Consider the following 18,101-nt stretch of genomic DNA (forward strand, 5'->3'; position numbering starts at 1 on the left):
GCTCGCCGGACGGCCGCGCTCCGGCGACACGGCCGCACATTAGCACCAATATGTCTGCAAGAACGCACACGCCTCTACTAGGCTGCCCATCTGCCTTAACCCTGACGTGCTTGCTGATACAGAGTTAACTTACGCGTACACCTTTTACCGCTACAGCAGCAAACAACTGAGGAGGTTCCGTTTTGAGCCGTCCGCTCGATGGCGCGGAGAACGCAGTGATCTCGATCGCCGTGGACCCCTCTCTGTGGGTCCTTGGGGCGGCTCCGGACGCGCTGGACGAGCAAGCACGCTCGTGGCGAGGTCTGAAGAAAGCCGCGGGGTCGACGGACAGCCAGATCAGTGGCGCGGCCAAACGGGTCATCGGCACCGGGTGGCTGGGAAAGACCGCGAGCGCGTATGACAATCACCGGAGAAAGGTGGGCGGCGGGCTGGACGACCTCGCCCAGTGCGCGGGCCGGATCGCGGATCTGCTGGAGCAGACAGCCGAGATGCTCCGGACCAACCAGGGACGGCTGACAAGTGAAGCCGAGAGGGTCTCCGGCGTGCCGTCGAAGCAGGGCACGCCCCTGACCTACTACCCCGCGGACGCCGACCAGGCGCAACTGGTGCACAACGCCGTCAACGCCGCGAAACAAATACGATCGCGGGTGGACGAAAAACTGGCGGAAAAGCATGGACAACTCGAGGCCGCACAGAACAGCTTGGCCGACATCGTCAAGGCCTGGAAACCGCGGACCATCGGCATGCTAAACATGAACATCGGCATGGGCTACAAGAACTCGCCCATGAATTCCGACGGCACCGACCAGGACGATATCCCGGACATCGCCCAGACCATTGCCGACAAGAATGTTGATGTCGTCACCATTCAAGAGATAGCCGGCACAGAGGCGAAGAACCTTGAGCAGGAATTGAAAAAGCGCACCGGACAAGACTGGACGGTCCATTTCGGCGAGACGAAGAAATCCCCGTACTGGGGGGACGGCGTGCTGCCGAACGGCGTGTACGAGCCGTTCGGCAATGCCGTCGCGGTGCGTCACGGAGGCGCCATCGACTCATCGCAGTACGTCGACAATCACGATCTGACCGCGGAGGGTGACTTCATCCGAACCCCTGACGGATACGTGACCGACGGCACCGCCCGGAAGGCGGTGGAGATCGAGGTCACGTTCGGCGGCAGTTGATCCTTCGGATGAGCCTCACCAACGCGGGACGGTGATGTCGACCCGCTGGCCGTCATGATCGGAGGATCCTCCGTCGACGCGTTCCGGATTCTGCGCCACGATCCCGGGAGCGGTGATCACATAATCGATGTGCCTGCCGCCCCCGGAAGTCCCCCCGTCGTTCAGACGGCCCGCGTCGATCCGATGACCGTCCTCCTCGAAGCCCTTCATCGCCTCTGCGGACCGGTCTCCCGCAGTGGATTCCACGTTGAAATCGCCCCCGACAAGCCCGGGGTTCTGGTTGAACAACTGGCGGAATTTGTCGATCTGTCCCGCTCGAACGTAGTCGTTGGCCGCGGTGTTGTCCGTGGGATTGTCCTCGCCGGGCAGGACCGGGGGGCGCACCTCTTCACTGCCGGTGGAATGAACATGGGTGCTGTATACGCTCAGCGTCTCACGACCGAGCGTCGCGTTGATCCGGTCGGCCACCTCATGATCATTTTCCTTGAAGGAGCGGATCACGTCCCGCAGGCGGATGACGTCCTCGTCCAACACCGTGCCCAGCTGATCCGCAGCGGTGCTGCCGACCTCTTTGACGCTGCTGAACAAGCCGGACATCTCCTTGGCGGCGGGTGTGTTGCCGAACGCGTTGAAGCCGGGAAAATATTGCGACCTGGACATGATGGGGTTGTCGGATGCCTTGGTCAAGGCATCCCCCGCTTGTGTCAGCGCGCCGTTCGCCTGAGCCACCGAGTTGGCCAGCGCGCCAACCTGCTCGTAATTCATCAGAACACGTGATGCCATGATCGAATTCTAGGATCTACGAATCCAGCTTCGCCATGATTCGCGCTTTTCACCGGCCGGGGTGGCAAGACGACCGGTTTCAGGGAGCCGGAGAGGCCGACCGGCTCGGTCAGGATCCCCACCGTCCACCCGGGCGCCCTCGCATGGAGGGCGCCCGATTCGCCTCGTGCTCTACGCCGGCGCCTTGACGGCCGAGCCCGTCGCGGCCCGGTCCGGCGTGACGCGGCGGCGCCGGGTCGGCAGCCCGAGCGTCGGGTTGGCGACGGCCCAGGCGGCGCCCTTGCAGACCAGTTCCTTGTAGACGGCGGCGAGCCGTCCGGTCAGGGCGGCCCGCACGGCGCGGTCGTCGGCGGTGACGTACTGGATCAAGCCCTCCTTGCGGCCCAGTGAGACGCACTGGTTGAAGTAGCGGATCGGCGTGTTCGGGAGCTTTCCGCCGGTCAGGCGGGCCGCGATCGCGTCGGCGGCCTGCCACGCGGTCGGACTTCCCGAGGCGCACGACATCCGCAGCGGCTTGTCGCCGGGGCCCATCGCCAGGGCGGCGTCGCCGACGGCGTACACGTCCGGGTGCGAGACCGAGCGCATGGTCCCGTCGACCACGATCTGGCCGGCGCCGGTGACCTCCAGGGCGGTCGCCTTCGCGATCGGGTGGACCGCGAAGCCGGCGGTCCACACGGTGACCGCGGCCGGGATGGCCCTGCCGTCGGCGGTGGCGACGCGGTCGGCTTCGACGCCGGTGACGTCGGCGTGCTCGTGCACGGTGATCCCGAGCTTGCCGAAGACCTTCCGCAGGTGCTCGCGCCCCTTGGGCGAGAGCCAGTCGCCGAGGCCGCCGCGGGAGGTGAGGGCGACGTCGAGGTCCGGGCGGGCTTCAGCGATCTCGGTCGCGGTCTCCAGGCCGGTGAGACCGCCGCCGACGACGACCACGGTCTGCCCGGCGTCGAGGCGGGCCAGGCGCTCGCGCACCCGGAGCGCTCCGGGACGGCCGGCGATCTCATAGGCGTGCTCGGCGGTTCCGGGGACGTTCCGGGCGTTCCACCCGCTGCCGAGGGCGTAGACGAGCGTGTCGTAGGCGAGTTCGCCGGCGCCGTTCGCGTCGATGACGGCCACGGTCCGGCGGTCGACGTCAACGCCCGTGACCTTCGCGAGCCTCACTTCCACGCCGGTGCCCGCGAACATCTCGCTTAGCGGCCGGGGTCTGAGGCGCTGGCCGGCCGCCAGCTGGTGCATGCGGACGCGCTCCACGAAGTCGGGCTCGGCGTTGACGACGGTGATGGCGACGTCCTCGCGGTGGAGCCGCTTGGCGAGGCGGCCGGCGGCGATGGCTCCGGCGTACCCGGCTCCGAGGACGACGATGCGGTGTTGCATTTTCTTGCTCCTGTCTTGCGCGGGTTTGCCACTTGAACCGGCCGGCCCGCCGTTTCCTGACAGGAACGCGATGTGAAGCACCTCACATGGCGCTCAGAAGGCGTTGAACAGGGGCGCCCCGTGGTCGGCGGTCGCCCAGTGCGCGGTCGCACGTTCGAGCTTGTCCGGGTTGACCTGGTTGCGGATTGCAGCGATGCCCTCGGCGGTGACCTCCAGGGACATGACGCCGACGACTCGGCCGTCCACGACGACCAGGACGGCGGGGTCGCCGTTGGCGGTCCAGGCGTAGACCTCGGGCGCGCCACCGATCAGGGCGCGCTTGGCCTCGCCGGGCGCGAACAGGCCCCGCAAGAACTTCGCGACCGCGACGGCGCCCTCGAACGCCTTGGCGCGTGCCGGGACCTTGCCGCCGCCGTCGCCGATCGAGATGGCGTCCTTGGCGAGCAGGCGCACGAGCGGCTCGATCTGGCCGCTGGTGGCGGCCGCCAGGAACTCCTCGACGATCCGCCGGGCCGCGGCCTCGTCGATCGCGGAACGGGCCTTGCCGTCCGCGACGTGCTTCTTGGCTCGGTGGAAGATCTGCTGGCTGGCGGCCTCGGTGATGTCGAGGATCTCGGCGATCTCCCGGTGCGGGTAGTCGAAGGCCGCCCGCAGCACGTACACCGCCCGCTCGTTGGCGGACAGGCGCTCCATGAGGGTGAGGACCGCGTACGAGACCGACTCGCGCCGCTCGGCGGTGTCGGCCGGGCCGAGCATCGGGTCCCCGGCGAGCAGCGGCTCGGGAAGCCACTGGCCCACATAGGTCTCGCGGCGCGCCCGCGCGGAGCTGAGCTGGTTGAGGCACAGGTTGGTGAGGACCTTCGTCAGCCAGGCCTCGGGGACCTCGATGCGGTCGACGTCGGCGGCGTGCCAGCGCAGGAACGTCTCCTGCACGGCGTCCTCGGCCTCCCCGGCGGAGCCGAGGAGGCGGTAGGCGATGGCCTCCAGGCGCGGCCTGGAGGCCTCGAACCGGTCGACGTCGCTCGCGCTCAACGGCATGGCCCGATACTAATCAGCCCGAACGGCGCGAATCACGAGGAACCAAACTCGGGCCGGAGCGGCAGGAACGATCGGCGGTCAGCCGACGCAGCCCGGAATGGTGTTCAGCGGACTGCAGTTATCGGGGGTGTTGTTACGGACAATCGAGTTCCGGATCTCGACATTGGCGTTTCCGGTGGCGATTCCACCGCCTCCGGATCCCTTGTTCCCCTCGACCACGACACGGTCGAGCTTGGTGGTGCCCAAGTTGGAGATGCCTCCTCCCAGGCCGCCGGAGGTGTTGGTGGTCACGGTGCTCGAGATGAGGTGCGACACGCCGCCCGGCTGGGTGTTCAGCGCACCGCCGTTGATCGGCGCGCTGTTGCCGGTCAGGGCACTCCGGTATACGGTCAGCGTCCCGAAGTTGATGATCGCGCCGCCTCCGACGCTCGTCGCCGAGTTCGCGTTGAGCCGGCTGCGGGAGATCGTCGCCTTGGCGCCCGCATTGTTGGCGAACGCGCCACCGTTCGATCCGCTGTTGCCGGAAAGGGTGGTCTGCTCCAGAACCACGGTGCCCGCGTTGAGAATTCCACCACCGAGGCCCGCCGTGCTTCCGCCAAGAATGGCGACCCTTTGGACACGGAGCGTCGCTCCGGATGCCACCTCCAGGACGCGGAAGGCCTCGGAGGCGCTCGGGTCACGCCTGATCCTCGTGTTCGACCCGCCCACCAGAGTGGTGTCGCCCGTGACGACCGGTAGCGCGACGCCGGGGGCGTTCGCGGTGGCGTAGTTGTAAAGGCAGTGCGGCGCGAGAAGGAGCCTGGCGACTCCGAATCCGTTCGCCGCCCGGATCGCCGCGACGAGCGCGGCCGCGTCGCACGGGACGACCAGGACCCTCACCGGGCCGGTCATCGCCTGCGCTGACGAGGGCACCGCGACCAGCGTGATTCCCGCGAACACAGCGGCCCCGACGCCGCCGGCGATTCTAGAGAGAAAGCCCATCGCGCCGCCCCTATACAGAAATGGACATTTGTCCTATTGGAAACGAAGACCTGCCGGCATCGCCGAAAATAGGGAAACATGGCTGAGCGCGGTAAATCCTCGGGGCGCAGCTCTGTTCTGAACAGTTGACCAAGATTTGCGATCGCCTTTTCATGGCGCCGCACGCCCGACGTCGTTACGTCGGCTCCCCTGGCGGGGCAAAGCCATGGAATACGCGCCTCTTCCCTTAGGTGGCTGAATGACTTCGATGTGCGGATTTCGGTAGCACGGGGGCACCGGTTGGTGTTTTCTCCTTCTATGGCTTCTGGAAGGCGTGGGGCCAGGTTCGCCTGGGGCAGTGCGGTCGCGCTGGTGGTGGGCGGGGTGGCCACCAACCAGGTGGAAGGCCCCTGGGAGGCGCAGCTGGCATGGTTCGCCCTGGCAGTGGTGGCCTTCGTCGTGGCGGGCGGGCTGACGCGCCGGGCCGGCCGCTCCGCGCACTCGGCCACGGACGCCGATCAAGAGGCCACGCCCGTCCCGGAACCGCGTGCGGACCAGGCGACCGCCTCGATGACCTTCCACGCTGGACCGAACAGACCCGACCACGGTTCGGTGGTCGTCTACGGGGTGAATCATGGGCCAATCAGCGCCGAGGGCTCACGGAGTGGTAATCGGCCCATGTATCGCGTGGCCATGGCAGCCCTGCTGGTGATCCTTCTCGTCGCCGGCGTTCTCATCGGTCGCGCCGTCTGGTGGTCCGACTCGCGGGCCGGCGACTCACTCGCGCCGATTCCGCCTGCGAGCACTCCGCCGGTCGTCGACACTGACGGCACGAATACCCCGCCCCCTGAATCGGCACCTGTCTACGGCTCGGCACTGAAATTCAAAATTCAGTACGTGGGCGCCATGGAAGGTCCGAGGGACGTGGCTTTCCCGGCCTCCGAGAAGGACCGGATCGAAAGGTTCAACGCGCTGCTCGGCCCCTCGGGGACACCTGTTCCGCAGGAGGCGTTTCCCGCCGGCATGATGACGGAGATGCGCTACGGGGGATACGCGCTCTCCGGCATGGCCATAGCCATACACATCGAGAACACCAGCTCGCGGTCCCTGTCGATCTCAGCCATCCGGGTCACCCGGCTCCGGAAGTCGCGAATCGCCACCGGCGCGGTCTTCTATCTGCCGTCGGGAGCCGGAGACGGTCATCACATGTTCTTCGACCTCGATTGGCCCGACCCCGTACGCGCGTATTCTCCTCGACGACGGACTTCGGCGACGAGCGCCGCCCGCCCACCGACATGCCCTTCTTCCGCGCCCATGGAGTGGCTGTCGCGGCGAACGACCGCTCCACTCCGCTGGACATCGTCTTCAACGCCGACAACGCCTCCTATGATTTCGCCATAGCGTTCGACTACACGTTCCAGAACGACGACCGGAAATACACGCAGACCCTCCTCAACGGCGATCAGCCATGGCGGGTCACCGGCTCAGCCTGCCGTACCGACCGAAATTCGGGCGACAGGACGTACAAGCCGGGCCTGCGCTATGAGTTCGTGCGGGACATGGCCTATGTGCACGACGAGTACGTGACGGTGCTCAGCACTCCGGCGCGTGGTTGCGCGCGACCGCCGATGTGATCACGAGATCTCCACTCGCTGAAATACCTGTCGCATATTCCCATTGCCCACCCGTATGGTGTTGCCATGGTGGGGCGAATGGTCGTCGTCATAGGTTTCGACGGCATCGAGCTCGTCGATGTCGCGTGTGTGACGACCGGATTCGACTACGCCAACCGGCAGGGCGCCGACCCGGCCTACCAAGTGGTGTTCGCGACTCCGATGGGCCGGCCCGTGCGGTGCGACTCCGGGCTCGAGCTGCCCGGGCAGGGCCGCATCGACACGATGGGCGGTCCGATCGACACCCTGATCGTCTCGGGTGGCCAGGGGCACGAGACCGCCGCCGCCAACCCTCGGCTCGTCAGCCAGGTCGTGCGGCTGGCCAGGCTGTCGCGGCGGGTCGCGTCGGTGTGCACCGGGGCGACCGTGCTGGCCGCCGCCGGGTTGCTCGACAACCGCCGCGCCACCACGCACTGGTACGAGGCCGGACGGCTCGCCACCCGTTTCCCGAAGGTGCGGGTCGACCCCACGCCGGTCTTCGTCCGGGACGGCGCGGTCGCGACATCAGGCGGGGTCACGGCTTCTCTGGATCTCACGCTGTCCTTCATCGAGGAGGACCACGGGGCCGAGCTCGCCCGTCGCGTGGCCATGGGCACGGTCACCTACCTGAGACGTCCCGCGGATCAGGCGCAGGTGAGCCTGTTCAACCAGATTCCGCACGCTGACCAGGCCCTGGTCCGGCGGGTCATCGACCACGTGACCAGCCACGTCGACGAGGATCTCAGCGTCGCCCGCCTGGCCGCGCTCGCCGGGGTGAGCGAGCGGCATCTGAGCAGGCTGTTCGTCGAGTGCGTCGGCCGGACCCCCTCGCGGCTGGTTCGCGACACGCGCCTCGAAGCGGCCTCCCAGCTGCTCACCGCGACCCGTGAGCCGGTCGCGGCCATCGCCCGGCGGTGCGGGTTCGCCTCCGCCGAGTCCTTACGGCAGGCGTTCGTGGCATGGGCCGGGGTCTCGCCGTCGCGGTTCCGGGGAAGGTCATAAGGCTCGGTGCCGCGGTCGGCGCCGGCCCGGGGGAACCCGGGCCGGCGCTCTCGCGTGTCCGGCGTCAGCCGCCGGCGCTGAAGGACGATCCGCCGTTACCGTAGACGGTCATGTCCACCCAGGGGTGGGACTCCTGGATGCAGGAGACGTAGGGGACAAGGCAGAAGACGCCTTGGGTCCGCTTGCGCCACTGGGTCGATCCGCGGCCGCCGTTGCTCGTCAGCGACTCGTGGCCCTTGAACGACCAGCCCACCATATAGACCTCGGCCCACCTGGTGTACCAGTGGGCACTGGTGATCCGGGAGCCGTCGCGGCACCAGTCCATCCTCTGGAAATACTTCCAGAGCCATTGGCCTACGCGGTTCTTGCCTCCCCGGTAAGCGGTCCAGATCCAGCAGGAGCTCGCCATGATCTGGGACCGTTCCTCCGCGGAGACGATGACGCCGTTCTGGGCGAGCCTCGCGAGATACTCCTCGGGGGCGATGGTGTCCAGCGGCTCCTCGCCGTTCTCCGTGGTGGCCAGTTCGGTGTCCGGGTCCGCCGGGGACGACGAGACCTTCTGGGACGTCGTGCTCTCCGCGCCCGCCGCGGGCGCGAGCGTCAAGCAGGCGAGCGCGACCGCAAGCAGCAGAACAAACGCATGTCGTACGAGCGGAATACGCCTTCGCAGGCTTTTCATGGCTGTCCTTCTCCGCGATTCACAAAGAATCGCATATCGGCCTGAGCGAATGGACCTTTCACTAGTAGTACGGTCCTGGACGGGGAGCTCGACAAAATTCATCTCCGATTTCCGGATGGGCGGTTCATGGCCCGCCGTACGGGGGCCGTCGCACGGCGATACCGCATCTCGACGGCGGCGGCCGATTCACCGCGCACGACCCCGATCTGCACCCAGGTCGCGCCCTCCATCCGCAGGCGGACCAGGTGGCGGATCTCGGGGTCGAGCCGCGCGATCAGGGTTGCCGCACGCCGGGCCTCGTCCCAGTCGGCCACGACGTCCTCGAAGCCGTGGGGGCGCGGCATCAGCGCCGCGTGGTGGCGTAACACCTGGTCGCGGGCCGTTCGACGGTGGTGGTCGACCACCAGTCGCGCCGCGACGGTGGCCAGGAAGGGCCACGCCCGCTCCTCCACCAGGCCGGCGAAGGTGGCGGTGCGCAGCAGCGCGTCCTGGACGACGTCCTCCGCTTCCGCCCCCGCCCCCATACGCGACGCCAAGGCCAGCAGCCTCGGCCGGTGCGCCATCAGGACATGCCAGCGTTGCTCTGTGACATTCATGCCACGGCCCTCTCCGATTTCCTGCAGGCCAAGGGCCCGGCAAAGCCGCCTGCCCCCAGCCGCCCCGTTGGATGAGTTCATCTCGCGACGAACAGACCGGACGTCACCAGGACCGCCGCCGGACATTTTTGGGCCGCCCTGGGAAATTGCCGGTCAATGTCCGCTGCTGATCCTGGCCCGGTTCATCGCACGCACCGGGCGGTCACCCCGTACGGCCTCTCTTGGTTCTGATCAGGATCGAAGCAGTTCGAGGCCTTGGCCGGAACGCGCCCGGGCGTGCCCTGTCCGGATCTCCGGGGTTCCCGTCCGGTTGTCAGGGCGTGGAGAGGTCGATCTCGACGACGGAAGAGTCGTTCGACGTTGCTTCGTGTTGAAACTCGGGTCATGCCGGCCTGGCGGCGAAGCCCCAGGCCGGCTCGTTCACCTGTCCGTCTCACGCTGTCGGCGACAGACCGCCGGACGCCGTGAGACGGTGATCAGGCCGCTCGCCTCGGCCGGCAACAACGGCACCCGATCGGGTGACACGCGGGCCCCAGTCACGTCAGCGATCGGCTGTGGGGGGCCAGGCTGGTGGGACAAGCTCCGTAGCTCGTCCTTCACGTTCCGATCTTCGCGTCTGCCCGGTGCGCCGTACCGAGAGCGGTGATGAGTTCCACGGTGAGCGGCTCCCCGCTCGGCAGGCCGCCTCCGGTACCCAATGGGGCGTCCCCCGGGCTGATCAGCAGATTCCCCGCGCAGAGCGAGGTGTTCAGTGCCACGCCCGGGTCGACCGCGAGTAGGCCCGACTCGCTGATGGTGGCGAACACCAGGTACCGGGAGCCGATGACGAAGTCGTATCCGCACGCGGCGCTGACGGCGTTGGTGGCCACCTCGAACTCGGCGCTCGACTTCCCCTTGTAAATGTGGTCGGCCCGGAAGGTGTAGACGACCGGTGGCGGGGGATCGAGCGGGTCTCCTTCGACCCGGCGAGCGGCCATCACCGTCCCGGTGAAGACGGCCGCCGCCATCTTCACCTGCTCGGCCGGTTGGAGAGGAACGCAGGAGCAGGCGCATGCCGTACCGGGAGCGACCATAATGGCCCCTGCCAGCAGAAGCAGCACGACGAGTAGTCGATGTCTCATGCCCCTCACGACGCATCCCTCCGCGCGAGGGTTCTCCATCGGATCATGTTTGGAAATCCCTTTGCCTGAAGAGCTGTCCGTCGCATCGGGCCTGATCGCACTGGTGATGCTCGTCCTCCAGATAGGGCTGATCATCCTGGTGCGCCGACGCATCCGCTCCCGCCCGCAATGAGCTTGCCTGATGGTGACGAGTCCGCCACAACGCCGCCCGCGCGAGAAGAGCGGCTCTTGCGGGAGCGGTTGGCTGCCCACAGCACCTTCGCCGGCGGAGTGATCAAACCGGAGGCCTGGTCTCCAGCCGCTCGGCCGCGGTGACGCCCTCCATCGCGACGGGCGGCGTTGAGGCGCGAGTCGAGCCCTGGCGGGCCTAGCGCCGCGCATACTCCCGGACGGCCAGGGAGAGGGCCAGCACGTACGGGCCGAGCAGCAGCGCGGCACACAGCAGCGCGTACCAGAACTGTGGCCTGAACGGCCCGAGCAGGAGCCCGTCGGCCGCCCACGTCAGCACGGCGACCGCGACCGGGACCACGAAGAAGGCGAACCAGGCCAGCACCCCGGCGAACCCGGCCAGCCACACCCACCGGAACCACCGCCCGGCCCGTAGGTCGGCGGGCGAAGCCGCGAGCAGCTCCGCCGCCTGCGCCGAGGTGAGCCTGCCGAACGCCCGCCGCAGCAGCAGGCTCTTGACCCGCCACAGGTCGCGGCAGCCGAGCGCGTTGACCAGCACCGCGTACAGGTCGGTACGCAGGAAGACCATGCACTGCCACAGCAGGCCCGCCAGCTTCACGAACACCCACACCGCGAGCGTCGCGTCGACCACGGGAGCCGGCGACCACACCCCTTGCCGGATCAGCAGACGCGCGCCCAGCAGCAGGCTGAGCAGGACCACGTCCACCGCCATCCCGCCGAGCAGCGGCCCGTAGCGGCGGCGGCGCGGCACCGTCCACATCTGCGAGAGGTCGGTCTCCAGGACGAGCAGCATCATCCGCCGGTCCACCCCGAACCGGGACTCGATGCCGATCGCGCGGGCGGCCAGCCAGTGCCCGCACTCGTGCAGAGCCGTCGACGCCAGAACGAACGGCATGAGCAGCAACGCGCTCAGCCCGACGTCGTCGAGCAGGAACGCGTCCTGGGCCGGGCTCGGGAACAGCGACGGCGAGGCGGCGAACACGGCCAGACAGAACAGGGCGAGGGCGGTGTAGCAGGCCCAGGCCACCCGGCCGAAGAACGGGCGGGCCACGCGCCGGCTCACGCCCCCCATCCAGCGCCGCATCTGGATCGGCGCGGTGCGCACGACCCGGAGTTGCACGTCCGGCCGATCGTCGACGAAGCCCAGCTCGGCGAGGGTCGCCATGAACGACGGCACATCGACGGGCTCACCGGCGAACGCCTCAGCCTCGGCGGCGGCCTCCTCCTCGGTCGCGCCGCGCAGCAGCGCCGAGATCACCACTCCGCCCACGGCGGGCATGGCCACGAAGGCGCCGGTGGCCGGATCGCCGACCAGGGCCTCGTCGCCCTCCTCGACCACGGTGAGCGGGCGCAGCCGGACCCTGCCGGTCATGGGGGTCACCGCCTGGCCAGCGCGCACGCCGGGCAGCCCGGGTCGCGGGGGAACGGTTGCCACACAGGGACGAGCCCGTTCAGCAGGTCGAGGACGACGCGGGCCCCGGCCGCGCGCGGCGGCTCGACGCCGGTCAGATAACGCATGACCTCGTAGGCGACCAGCGATCCGACCTGCATCGCCATCGGCCCGGTGAGGCCGTTGGCGAGCCGCAGCCCGCGAGTGAGCCGCTGCGCGACCGCCGCGGTCGTGCGTCCGTCCGGGCGGGGCAGGTCTGACTCGTCACAGCGCAGGCAGGCGCTACTGCCCGGGTCGACGGAGAAGTAGATGAGCTGGGTGCGAGTCATCCCGCCGGCGACCAGCGGGACGCCCGCGCGCAGCGCCGCCTCGTTCACCCACAGGTTCGCGTCGGGCGCGCCGTCGAGGCCGCCGGCGATCACGTGAACGTCCCCGGTCAGGTCCTTGAGGTCGTCCGGGCCCGAGATCCACCGGTCCACGGAGCGGACCTCGATGCCCGGGTCGTACTCGCGCACCCATTCGGCGGCGCGTTCCACCTTCGACCGGCCGATGTCGGCGTGCCGGTAGAGGAACTGGCGGGCGAAGTTGCGCGGAGCGATGTCGTCGCGATCCACCAGCGTCAGCGCGCCGACGCCGAGCCCGGCCAGGCACTGCACCAGGGACGAGCCGCCGCCGCCCGCGCCGAGCACGAGAACGTGCGAGTCGCGCAGCCGCCGGACGAACTCCGCTCGCGACCTGTCCAGCCGGGCGAAGGCCCCGAAGAACGTCAGATTGGAGAAGTGCCGCTCATCGGCGTCCGGGTCGCCCAGCAGGCGCTCGGCGGCGTCCTCGACCAGGCCGAGGGAGTCGAGCCCGGCGAGCCCGGCGCGGACGTCGTCCCCCGTGACGGCGACGCCCCGCGCGGTCAGCGCCGCACTCAACTCCTCCGCGGTGGCCGGCCCGCGGGCCAGTTCGTCGAGGAGCGCCGCGATCCGGCCGTCCGGATCAGCCAGCGTGTACGCCTCGCGCGGGTCGTGGACCACCACCAGTTCGTCGCCGAGGGATTCCCACGCGCACTCCTTCAACATCACCTGCATCGCTCATCCGCATCGCTCGTCGGGACGGAGTCGGTCGGGAGGCGGCCGCACCGCCTCCCGACCAGCTGAGAGGCGGTGCCTCAGGTCACGAACTGGGTCGCTTTGACGGCCTCGACCTTGCGAACCTCGATCTTCACCTCGTCCACCTCCTTCCGATGCTTCGATGTTTCGATCAACTTCCTCTCTTGGCCCACAGAAACCGCATATGGTCGCCATACAAGGACCGACCGCTGACCGTGCCGGGGAGACGAGGGTGGACTTCGCGATCCTCGGACCGGTCCAGGTCGCCGACGCGGGGCGGCCCATCCGGCTGGCCGCCAAGGCGCGCGCGCTGCTCGGCGTCTTCCTGCTCCACCCGAACACCGTCCTGACCAGAGACCGGCTGATCGCCTCGGTGTGGGACGACCCGCCGCGATCCGCCCTGCCGAACCTGCAGACGTACCTGACCGCGCTGCGCCGCGCCGCGATCGACGTCGAGACCGTGCCACACGGCTACCGCCTGAGCCTCGGCCCCGACCGGCTCGACGTGCTCGCCTTCGAGGAGGCCGTACGGGAGGCCCGGCTGGAGGCGGCGCGCGGAGAGCCCGCCACGGCGAACCGGCTGTTCGCGCAGGCGCTGGCGCTGTAGCGCGGCCGGCCCGCTGAGGACGTGACCCTGGCCGCGACGGTGCAGGCGCGCATCGCCGAGCTGGAGGAACGCCGGGAGAGCGCCCGGCTCGGCTGGATCGACGTGCGGCTGCGGCTCGGCCTGTACGACGAGCTCGTCGGCGAGCTGACCTCGTTGGTGGAGGCCACGCCGCTCAACGAACGCCTGTGGCACCGGCTCATGCTGGCGCTGCACCGGGCGGGCAGGCGCGCCGAGGCGCTGGAGGCGTACCAGCGGGCCCGCTCGGTTCTCGTCGCCGAGCTGGCCGTGGAACCCAGCCAGGAGTTACGTGACCTGCACGCGGCGGTCCTCGACGACGCTCCCGTCCCCGCCCCCGCGCTGGAGGCGGCCCGGGAGCCCGCGTGGACGGGGATCTGCCTGCTCCCCGCCGACATCGCCGACTTCGTCGGCCGCGAGACCGAGACCCGCGACCTGGTCGCCGCGCTGGACGGCGGCAGGGCGGCGCCGGCCATCGTGACGGTGTCGGGGCCGCCCGGCGTCGGCAAGAGCACGCTGGCGGTGCATGTCGCGCACCTGGTACGGGAGCGGTATCCCGACGGTCAGCTGTTCGTCCGGCTGCACGACGCGTCGGCGTCGCCCCGCGACCCGTCCGACCTGCTCGCGGAGCTGTTGCGGGCGCTCGGCGTCGACTCCGCCGGCGTGCCCTCCTCCACAGAGGAGCGGGCGGCGATGTACCGGGCCAGGATCGCCGACCGCGCGGTGCTCGTGCTGCTGGACGACGCGGCCGGCGAGGCCCAGGTACAGCCGCTGATCCCGGGCACGCCCAGATCGGCGGTCCTCCTCACCTCCCGTGGCCCGCTGTCCGCGATGCCCGGCGCGATCACGTACGCCTTGGACGTGCCACCGCCCGCCGATGCCCACGACCTGCTCGCGGGCGTGGCCGGGGCGAGCCGCGTGGCGAGTGACCCGGAGTCGGCGGAGGCGATCCTGCGTGCCTGCGGGCGGCTGCCGCTCGCCCTGCGCATCGCCGGGGCGCGGCTGGTCGCCCGCCCGGCCTGGCCGCTGGCCGAGCTGGCGCGCCGGCTCGCCGACGCCTCGGCGCTGAACGAGCTGCACGCGGGCCACCTGGATGTCCGCGCCACCTTCGAGGCGAGCTACGCGACGCTGTCGGCACCCGCGCGGCGCGCGTTCCGGCTGCTCGGGTCGGTGGCCGCCGACGGCGTGGCGGCCTGGATGGTGGCCGCGCTGGCGGGTGCGACCGCGTACGACGTGGACGGCTCCCTGGAGGAGCTGGCCGTCGCCGGGCTGATCACCGCCGGCGAGGCCGACGCCGCGGCCCGGCCCCGCTACCGCATGCACGACCTGCTGCGCGGCTTCGCCGCCGAGCTGTTCATCGCCGAGGAGAGCAGAGAATGCCGGACGGCGGCGCTGCGCCGGGTCGCCACCGAGGCCCGCGCCCGTGCCGCCGACGCCGCACGCGAGCTGCCCCTCGCCTTCGCCCCGCCGCCGCCCGGCGTCACGGCCCGGACGCCGCCCTGCCCGGAGGGCGGCGCCTGGCTGGCGGCGGAGCGCGGCGTGCTCGTCGCCGTGGCCGAGACCGCCGCCCACTGCGGGCTGGTCCGGGAGGCGACCGAGCTCGCTTACGCGCTGGCGCCGTTCCTGGTCGTGCGCGGCTTCCACGACGACGCCGTCCGCATGCTGGGGACGGCCGCCGGCGCCGCCGCCGCGGCGGGCGACACCGTCGCCGAGACGCGGTTGCGGTTGGTACGCGCCGACGCCGAAGTGGATCGCAGACGCGCCAGCGCGGTCGCGGACGAGTTCCGCCACCTGCTCAGCCGCTGCTCACAGGCTGGGGACCGGCACGCCGCGGCGTACGCGCTGCTCGGGGTCGCCGCCACCCTGGAGGCCGACCTGGTCTCCGCGCTCGCCGCCGCCACCCTGGCCGCTGAGCGGTTCCACGCGCTGGGCGACGGGCACGGCCTGCTGAGCGCATGGACCGAGATCGCCGGGGTCCAGTTCTACCTGGGCCGCTACAACGCCGCCGGGACGACCTGCCGCCGAGCCCTCGCCCACCTCGAGGACGACAGCGCCGGCTCCAGCGCCATCCACCGGGCCCGTTTCCTGCGCGCCCTCGGCATCGCCTGCTACGAGACGGGGCGCGTCGAGGAGGCGATCGGCCACTACCGGGCCAGCCTCGACCTCTGCCGCGAGTTGCGATGGAGCAGCGGCGAACGACTGGCGCTGCACCGGCAGGCCCAGGCCGAGGCCGCGCTGGGTCGCCACGACACCGCCACCGGCATGCTCGCCCACTGCGCGGAGATGTTCGTGAACGCCGGAGACACGCGAGGGCAGGCGCTGATCGCCTACACGCTGGGCGAGATCAGCCGGTGGCGGGGGGACGAACGGGCGGCGCTGGCCCACTTCACCACCTGCCTCGACCGGCTCGATCCGCTCAACGAACACGTCTGGTCCGCTCGCGCCCGCGAGCAGATCGCCCGCTCCCGGGCCGCCCTCGGCTGACTGACCGCTGTCGCCCCCTTGATGGCCCGCCGATCGCCCTGGCTCCCTTCACGAGATCACCAGATCGGCTTCATGCGGTACGGCGTTGCGCGTCTGCGCGGAGCCCAGAATGATGTGTCACCACACGGACGAAGGCGGCATGGTGGACTTCACGGTCAGATACGAGCCCACTCCTGACGAAGTGGCGCGAGCGCTCGGACAGGGCGTGAGGCTGCAACTCAAGGTCGCCTATCTGGCATTGCCCTCGATCCTGATCGTGTCAGGGCTTGCCTGCATCCTGGTCGGCGCCACCTACATGGGCGTCGGCATGCTCGTCGGAGCAGGCGTCTTTCCGCTCGCGTTGAACTGGTCGATCCGACGCACCGGCAAGCGGCAGCTCATCCACCTCTGCGTGTCGACCACGCTTCGAGTGACCGACGATGGGTACGAGTGCCGAACCGACCAGTCCACCACCACGGTGAAATGGTCGCTGTTCGGACGGATCGTGACCGGCACCGAGTTTTGGCTGTTCTTCGCAGGTAGGCAGTTCATGGGCTTCCTTCCCAGGCGCGCCTTCAGCAGCGAGCAACAAGCCGAGCTCGATGACCTTCTGGCTTCTCGGCAGAACTCAGGGATTGCCTGACCGTGCAACGCCTCGAGCATTGACCTCTGCCTGACGAAAAAGTCAGTCGCGGCGGATACCGTCACCCACTATGAATACGGCGTACGCATGGTCTGATGTCTTCCCGGCGGAGGAGCCAGTGGCCGAAGGTCCTGACCATCCGCCGTTGGGGCCGGACCATGGTGTTCACCCCCGGCCAGCGAGGCAGAGGTCGGTCAGCTCGAAGAGCGGTTGGGTGTGAGCCTGCCGCCGAGCTATCGGCAGTTCCTGCTGTACTCCAACGGCTGGGGCGTCGAGGAGTGCTCCCTACTGCCGGTCGCGGAAGTCGGCTGGCTCCGCGACGCCGAGCCCTCAACGGTCGAAGCCTGGTCATCGCCCGGCGACGAAAAGCGTCGGCACGTACCCGACGACCTTTACTTCGTCTACGGAAAGGAGCAGAACCGCCACGCCATCAGAGTGGAATATCTGCCTGACACCCTTCTGGTCGGGCTCTGGGATGGAAGACTTCTTCTCAACCCCCACGTCGTGACGGCTGATGGCGAGTGGGAGGCCTGGCTTCTCGCGGCCTGGATGGCCGGCGCCCAACGTCGAAGGTCCTTCTGGGACCTGATGAAAGACCTTTGAGCCCTGCGGCAGCAAAGGACGCAGGCCTCTTTCTTATCAGCAGCCAACGTTGCTGTCATGGCTCCAACGGCGGCAAACGATGAAGCTCACGATAGATGCGTCTGGCTTCGGTCAAGCTTTGAGAGCCATTGGGACCGCCGCGCACTACGTCCGCATCATGGTCGTCTTGGCCGTCATCTTCCCAGTCGCACTCTTTACAGAACCCAAAGTAGCCACGCATAAGCAACGTCGGGAGAAAGCAGCATGGGCACGTGTGCTCGCCTTGCGGCAGAGAGAACAGGGCGCGAGGTCCGCCGGCATCAACCAAGCCCAAGATCCACTCTTTTCGCTTCCTGATCTCATCAAGAGTGGGATGGTCGGCGGGAGGCACGGGCCCATTATGGCCCACGCCGGCCTCGCCACTCGACCTTTCGATGCCAGGCGAAAGACCGTCCCAAGGAATGGCTTCAACCGTCGTAGTCCTCGAACTCCCACCCTCCGATCCGGCCGATCTTCTCTGCGAGTTCGCTCCACGTCGGAGCCTCCAGCACTGCTATCCGGTCGCTCAGCCACCTGGTCACCTCGGCGGGACGCAACTCGGGCACGAAGAGCCAGTGGCGGCCGAGGAGGAAGGGTTGATGGTGCAGCTGATCGGCTAGTACGGCAGCCGCCATTTGCTGTGTGAGCTGGGACGACGTGGTGCCGGGCCGGCGTGAGTTTCTGGCGGAATCC

Annotated in this window: 18 protein-coding genes and 2 pseudogenes; 9 read left to right on the forward strand and 11 right to left on the reverse strand. The window is 69.0% G+C overall.

Features of this window, described 5'->3' with window-relative positions; all coding sequences use genetic code 11:
* Window positions 1-182: 182 nt before the first annotated feature.
* Window positions 183-1,184 carry a WXG100 family type VII secretion target gene (locus tag AC5L3X_RS08660; RefSeq protein ID WP_494856202.1) on the forward strand — a complete coding sequence of 334 codons (1,002 nt, stop codon included), beginning with the start codon at window positions 183-185 and terminating at the stop codon, window positions 1,182-1,184.
* 15 nt (window positions 1,185-1,199) lie between these two features.
* Here AC5L3X_RS08660 and AC5L3X_RS08665 read toward each other — a convergent pair whose 3' ends face one another.
* The 4 genes from AC5L3X_RS08665 to AC5L3X_RS08680 all read right to left on the reverse strand — a co-directional run bounded on the left by AC5L3X_RS08665 (window position 1,200) and on the right by AC5L3X_RS08680 (window position 5,354).
* On the reverse strand, window positions 1,200-1,967 hold the full coding sequence (locus AC5L3X_RS08665) for an endonuclease/exonuclease/phosphatase family protein (protein WP_494856204.1): 768 nt from the start codon (window positions 1,965-1,967) through the stop codon (window positions 1,200-1,202).
* A gap of 171 nt (window positions 1,968-2,138) precedes the next feature.
* Window positions 2,139-3,335 carry an NAD(P)/FAD-dependent oxidoreductase gene (locus AC5L3X_RS08670; protein WP_494856205.1) on the reverse strand — a complete coding sequence of 399 codons (1,197 nt, stop codon included), beginning with the start codon at window positions 3,333-3,335 and terminating at the stop codon, window positions 2,139-2,141.
* A 93-nt stretch (window positions 3,336-3,428) separates the two neighbouring features.
* On the reverse strand, window positions 3,429-4,373 hold the full coding sequence (gene sigJ, locus AC5L3X_RS08675; RefSeq protein ID WP_494856206.1) for an RNA polymerase sigma factor SigJ: 945 nt from the start codon (window positions 4,371-4,373) through the stop codon (window positions 3,429-3,431).
* 78 nt (window positions 4,374-4,451) lie between these two features.
* Window positions 4,452-5,354 (reverse strand): hypothetical protein, encoded by a 903-nt coding sequence (locus tag AC5L3X_RS08680; RefSeq protein ID WP_494856208.1) that lies wholly within the window; start codon window positions 5,352-5,354, stop codon window positions 4,452-4,454.
* A gap of 363 nt (window positions 5,355-5,717) precedes the next feature.
* On the opposite strand from AC5L3X_RS08680, the gene AC5L3X_RS08685 reads away from it, so the two are divergent.
* From AC5L3X_RS08685 to AC5L3X_RS08695, 3 genes are all read left to right on the forward strand, one after another.
* Window positions 5,718-6,734 (forward strand): hypothetical protein, encoded by a 1,017-nt coding sequence (locus tag AC5L3X_RS08685; protein ID WP_494856210.1) that lies wholly within the window; start codon window positions 5,718-5,720, stop codon window positions 6,732-6,734.
* Window positions 6,653-6,967: a hypothetical protein gene (locus AC5L3X_RS08690; RefSeq protein WP_494856212.1), complete on the forward strand. Its 315-nt coding sequence runs from the start codon at window positions 6,653-6,655 to the stop codon at window positions 6,965-6,967. Before AC5L3X_RS08685 ends, AC5L3X_RS08690 begins: the two co-directional genes overlap by 82 nt.
* 66 nt (window positions 6,968-7,033) lie before the next feature.
* The gene (locus tag AC5L3X_RS08695; RefSeq protein ID WP_494856213.1) at window positions 7,034-7,987 is read left to right on the forward strand and encodes a GlxA family transcriptional regulator; all 954 of its coding nucleotides are present in this window, start codon (window positions 7,034-7,036) and stop codon (window positions 7,985-7,987) included.
* 64 nt (window positions 7,988-8,051) lie between these two features.
* Here the strand turns inward: AC5L3X_RS08695 and AC5L3X_RS08700 are convergent, their stop codons facing one another.
* From AC5L3X_RS08700 to AC5L3X_RS08720, 5 genes are all read right to left on the reverse strand, one after another.
* Window positions 8,052-8,591, reverse strand: coding sequence for a hypothetical protein (locus AC5L3X_RS08700; RefSeq protein WP_494856215.1), 540 nt, complete (start codon window positions 8,589-8,591; stop codon window positions 8,052-8,054).
* A gap of 173 nt (window positions 8,592-8,764) precedes the next feature.
* Window positions 8,765-9,262: an RNA polymerase sigma factor gene (locus tag AC5L3X_RS08705; RefSeq protein ID WP_494856217.1), complete on the reverse strand. Its 498-nt coding sequence runs from the start codon at window positions 9,260-9,262 to the stop codon at window positions 8,765-8,767.
* Between the two features lie 596 nt (window positions 9,263-9,858).
* Window positions 9,859-10,383 carry a hypothetical protein gene (locus AC5L3X_RS08710; RefSeq protein ID WP_494856218.1) on the reverse strand — a complete coding sequence of 175 codons (525 nt, stop codon included), beginning with the start codon at window positions 10,381-10,383 and terminating at the stop codon, window positions 9,859-9,861.
* A gap of 367 nt (window positions 10,384-10,750) precedes the next feature.
* Window positions 10,751-11,944, reverse strand: a complete 1,194-nt coding sequence (locus AC5L3X_RS08715; protein WP_494856220.1) for a hypothetical protein — start codon at window positions 11,942-11,944, stop codon at window positions 10,751-10,753.
* Between the two features lie 5 nt (window positions 11,945-11,949).
* Window positions 11,950-13,038 carry a HesA/MoeB/ThiF family protein gene (locus tag AC5L3X_RS08720; protein ID WP_494856221.1) on the reverse strand — a complete coding sequence of 363 codons (1,089 nt, stop codon included), beginning with the start codon at window positions 13,036-13,038 and terminating at the stop codon, window positions 11,950-11,952.
* Window positions 13,039-13,291: 253 nt separating this feature from the next.
* Here AC5L3X_RS08720 and AC5L3X_RS08725 point away from each other — a divergent pair, with 253 nt between their 5' ends.
* The 5 genes and pseudogenes from AC5L3X_RS08725 to AC5L3X_RS08745 all read left to right on the forward strand — a co-directional run.
* Entirely contained in the window at window positions 13,292-13,666 is a 375-nt protein-coding gene (locus tag AC5L3X_RS08725) for an AfsR/SARP family transcriptional regulator (RefSeq protein ID WP_494856222.1), read from the forward strand.
* A 12-nt stretch (window positions 13,667-13,678) separates the two neighbouring features.
* A pseudogene (locus AC5L3X_RS08730) lies at window positions 13,679-14,485 on the forward strand (AfsR/SARP family transcriptional regulator); the annotation flags it as partial.
* An 855-nt stretch (window positions 14,486-15,340) separates the two neighbouring features.
* Window positions 15,341-16,165 carry a tetratricopeptide repeat protein gene (locus AC5L3X_RS08735; protein ID WP_494856249.1) on the forward strand — a complete coding sequence of 275 codons (825 nt, stop codon included), beginning with the start codon at window positions 15,341-15,343 and terminating at the stop codon, window positions 16,163-16,165.
* A gap of 139 nt (window positions 16,166-16,304) precedes the next feature.
* On the forward strand, window positions 16,305-16,787 hold the full coding sequence (locus AC5L3X_RS08740) for a YcxB family protein (RefSeq protein ID WP_494856223.1): 483 nt from the start codon (window positions 16,305-16,307) through the stop codon (window positions 16,785-16,787).
* Window positions 16,788-16,970: 183 nt separating this feature from the next.
* Window positions 16,971-17,390 (forward strand): annotated as a pseudogene (locus AC5L3X_RS08745) (SMI1/KNR4 family protein); the annotation flags it as partial.
* A 55-nt stretch (window positions 17,391-17,445) separates the two neighbouring features.
* Here AC5L3X_RS08745 and AC5L3X_RS08750 read toward each other — a convergent pair.
* The gene (locus AC5L3X_RS08750; protein ID WP_494856224.1) at window positions 17,446-17,778 is read right to left on the reverse strand and encodes a CPCC family cysteine-rich protein; all 333 of its coding nucleotides are present in this window, start codon (window positions 17,776-17,778) and stop codon (window positions 17,446-17,448) included.
* Between the two features lie 58 nt (window positions 17,779-17,836).
* Window positions 17,837-18,101: Imm8 family immunity protein (locus tag AC5L3X_RS08755; protein WP_494856226.1), on the reverse strand; the 265-nt coding region annotated here is incomplete at its 5' end.

It is taken from the genome of Nonomuraea sp. CX421, assembly GCF_059358955.1.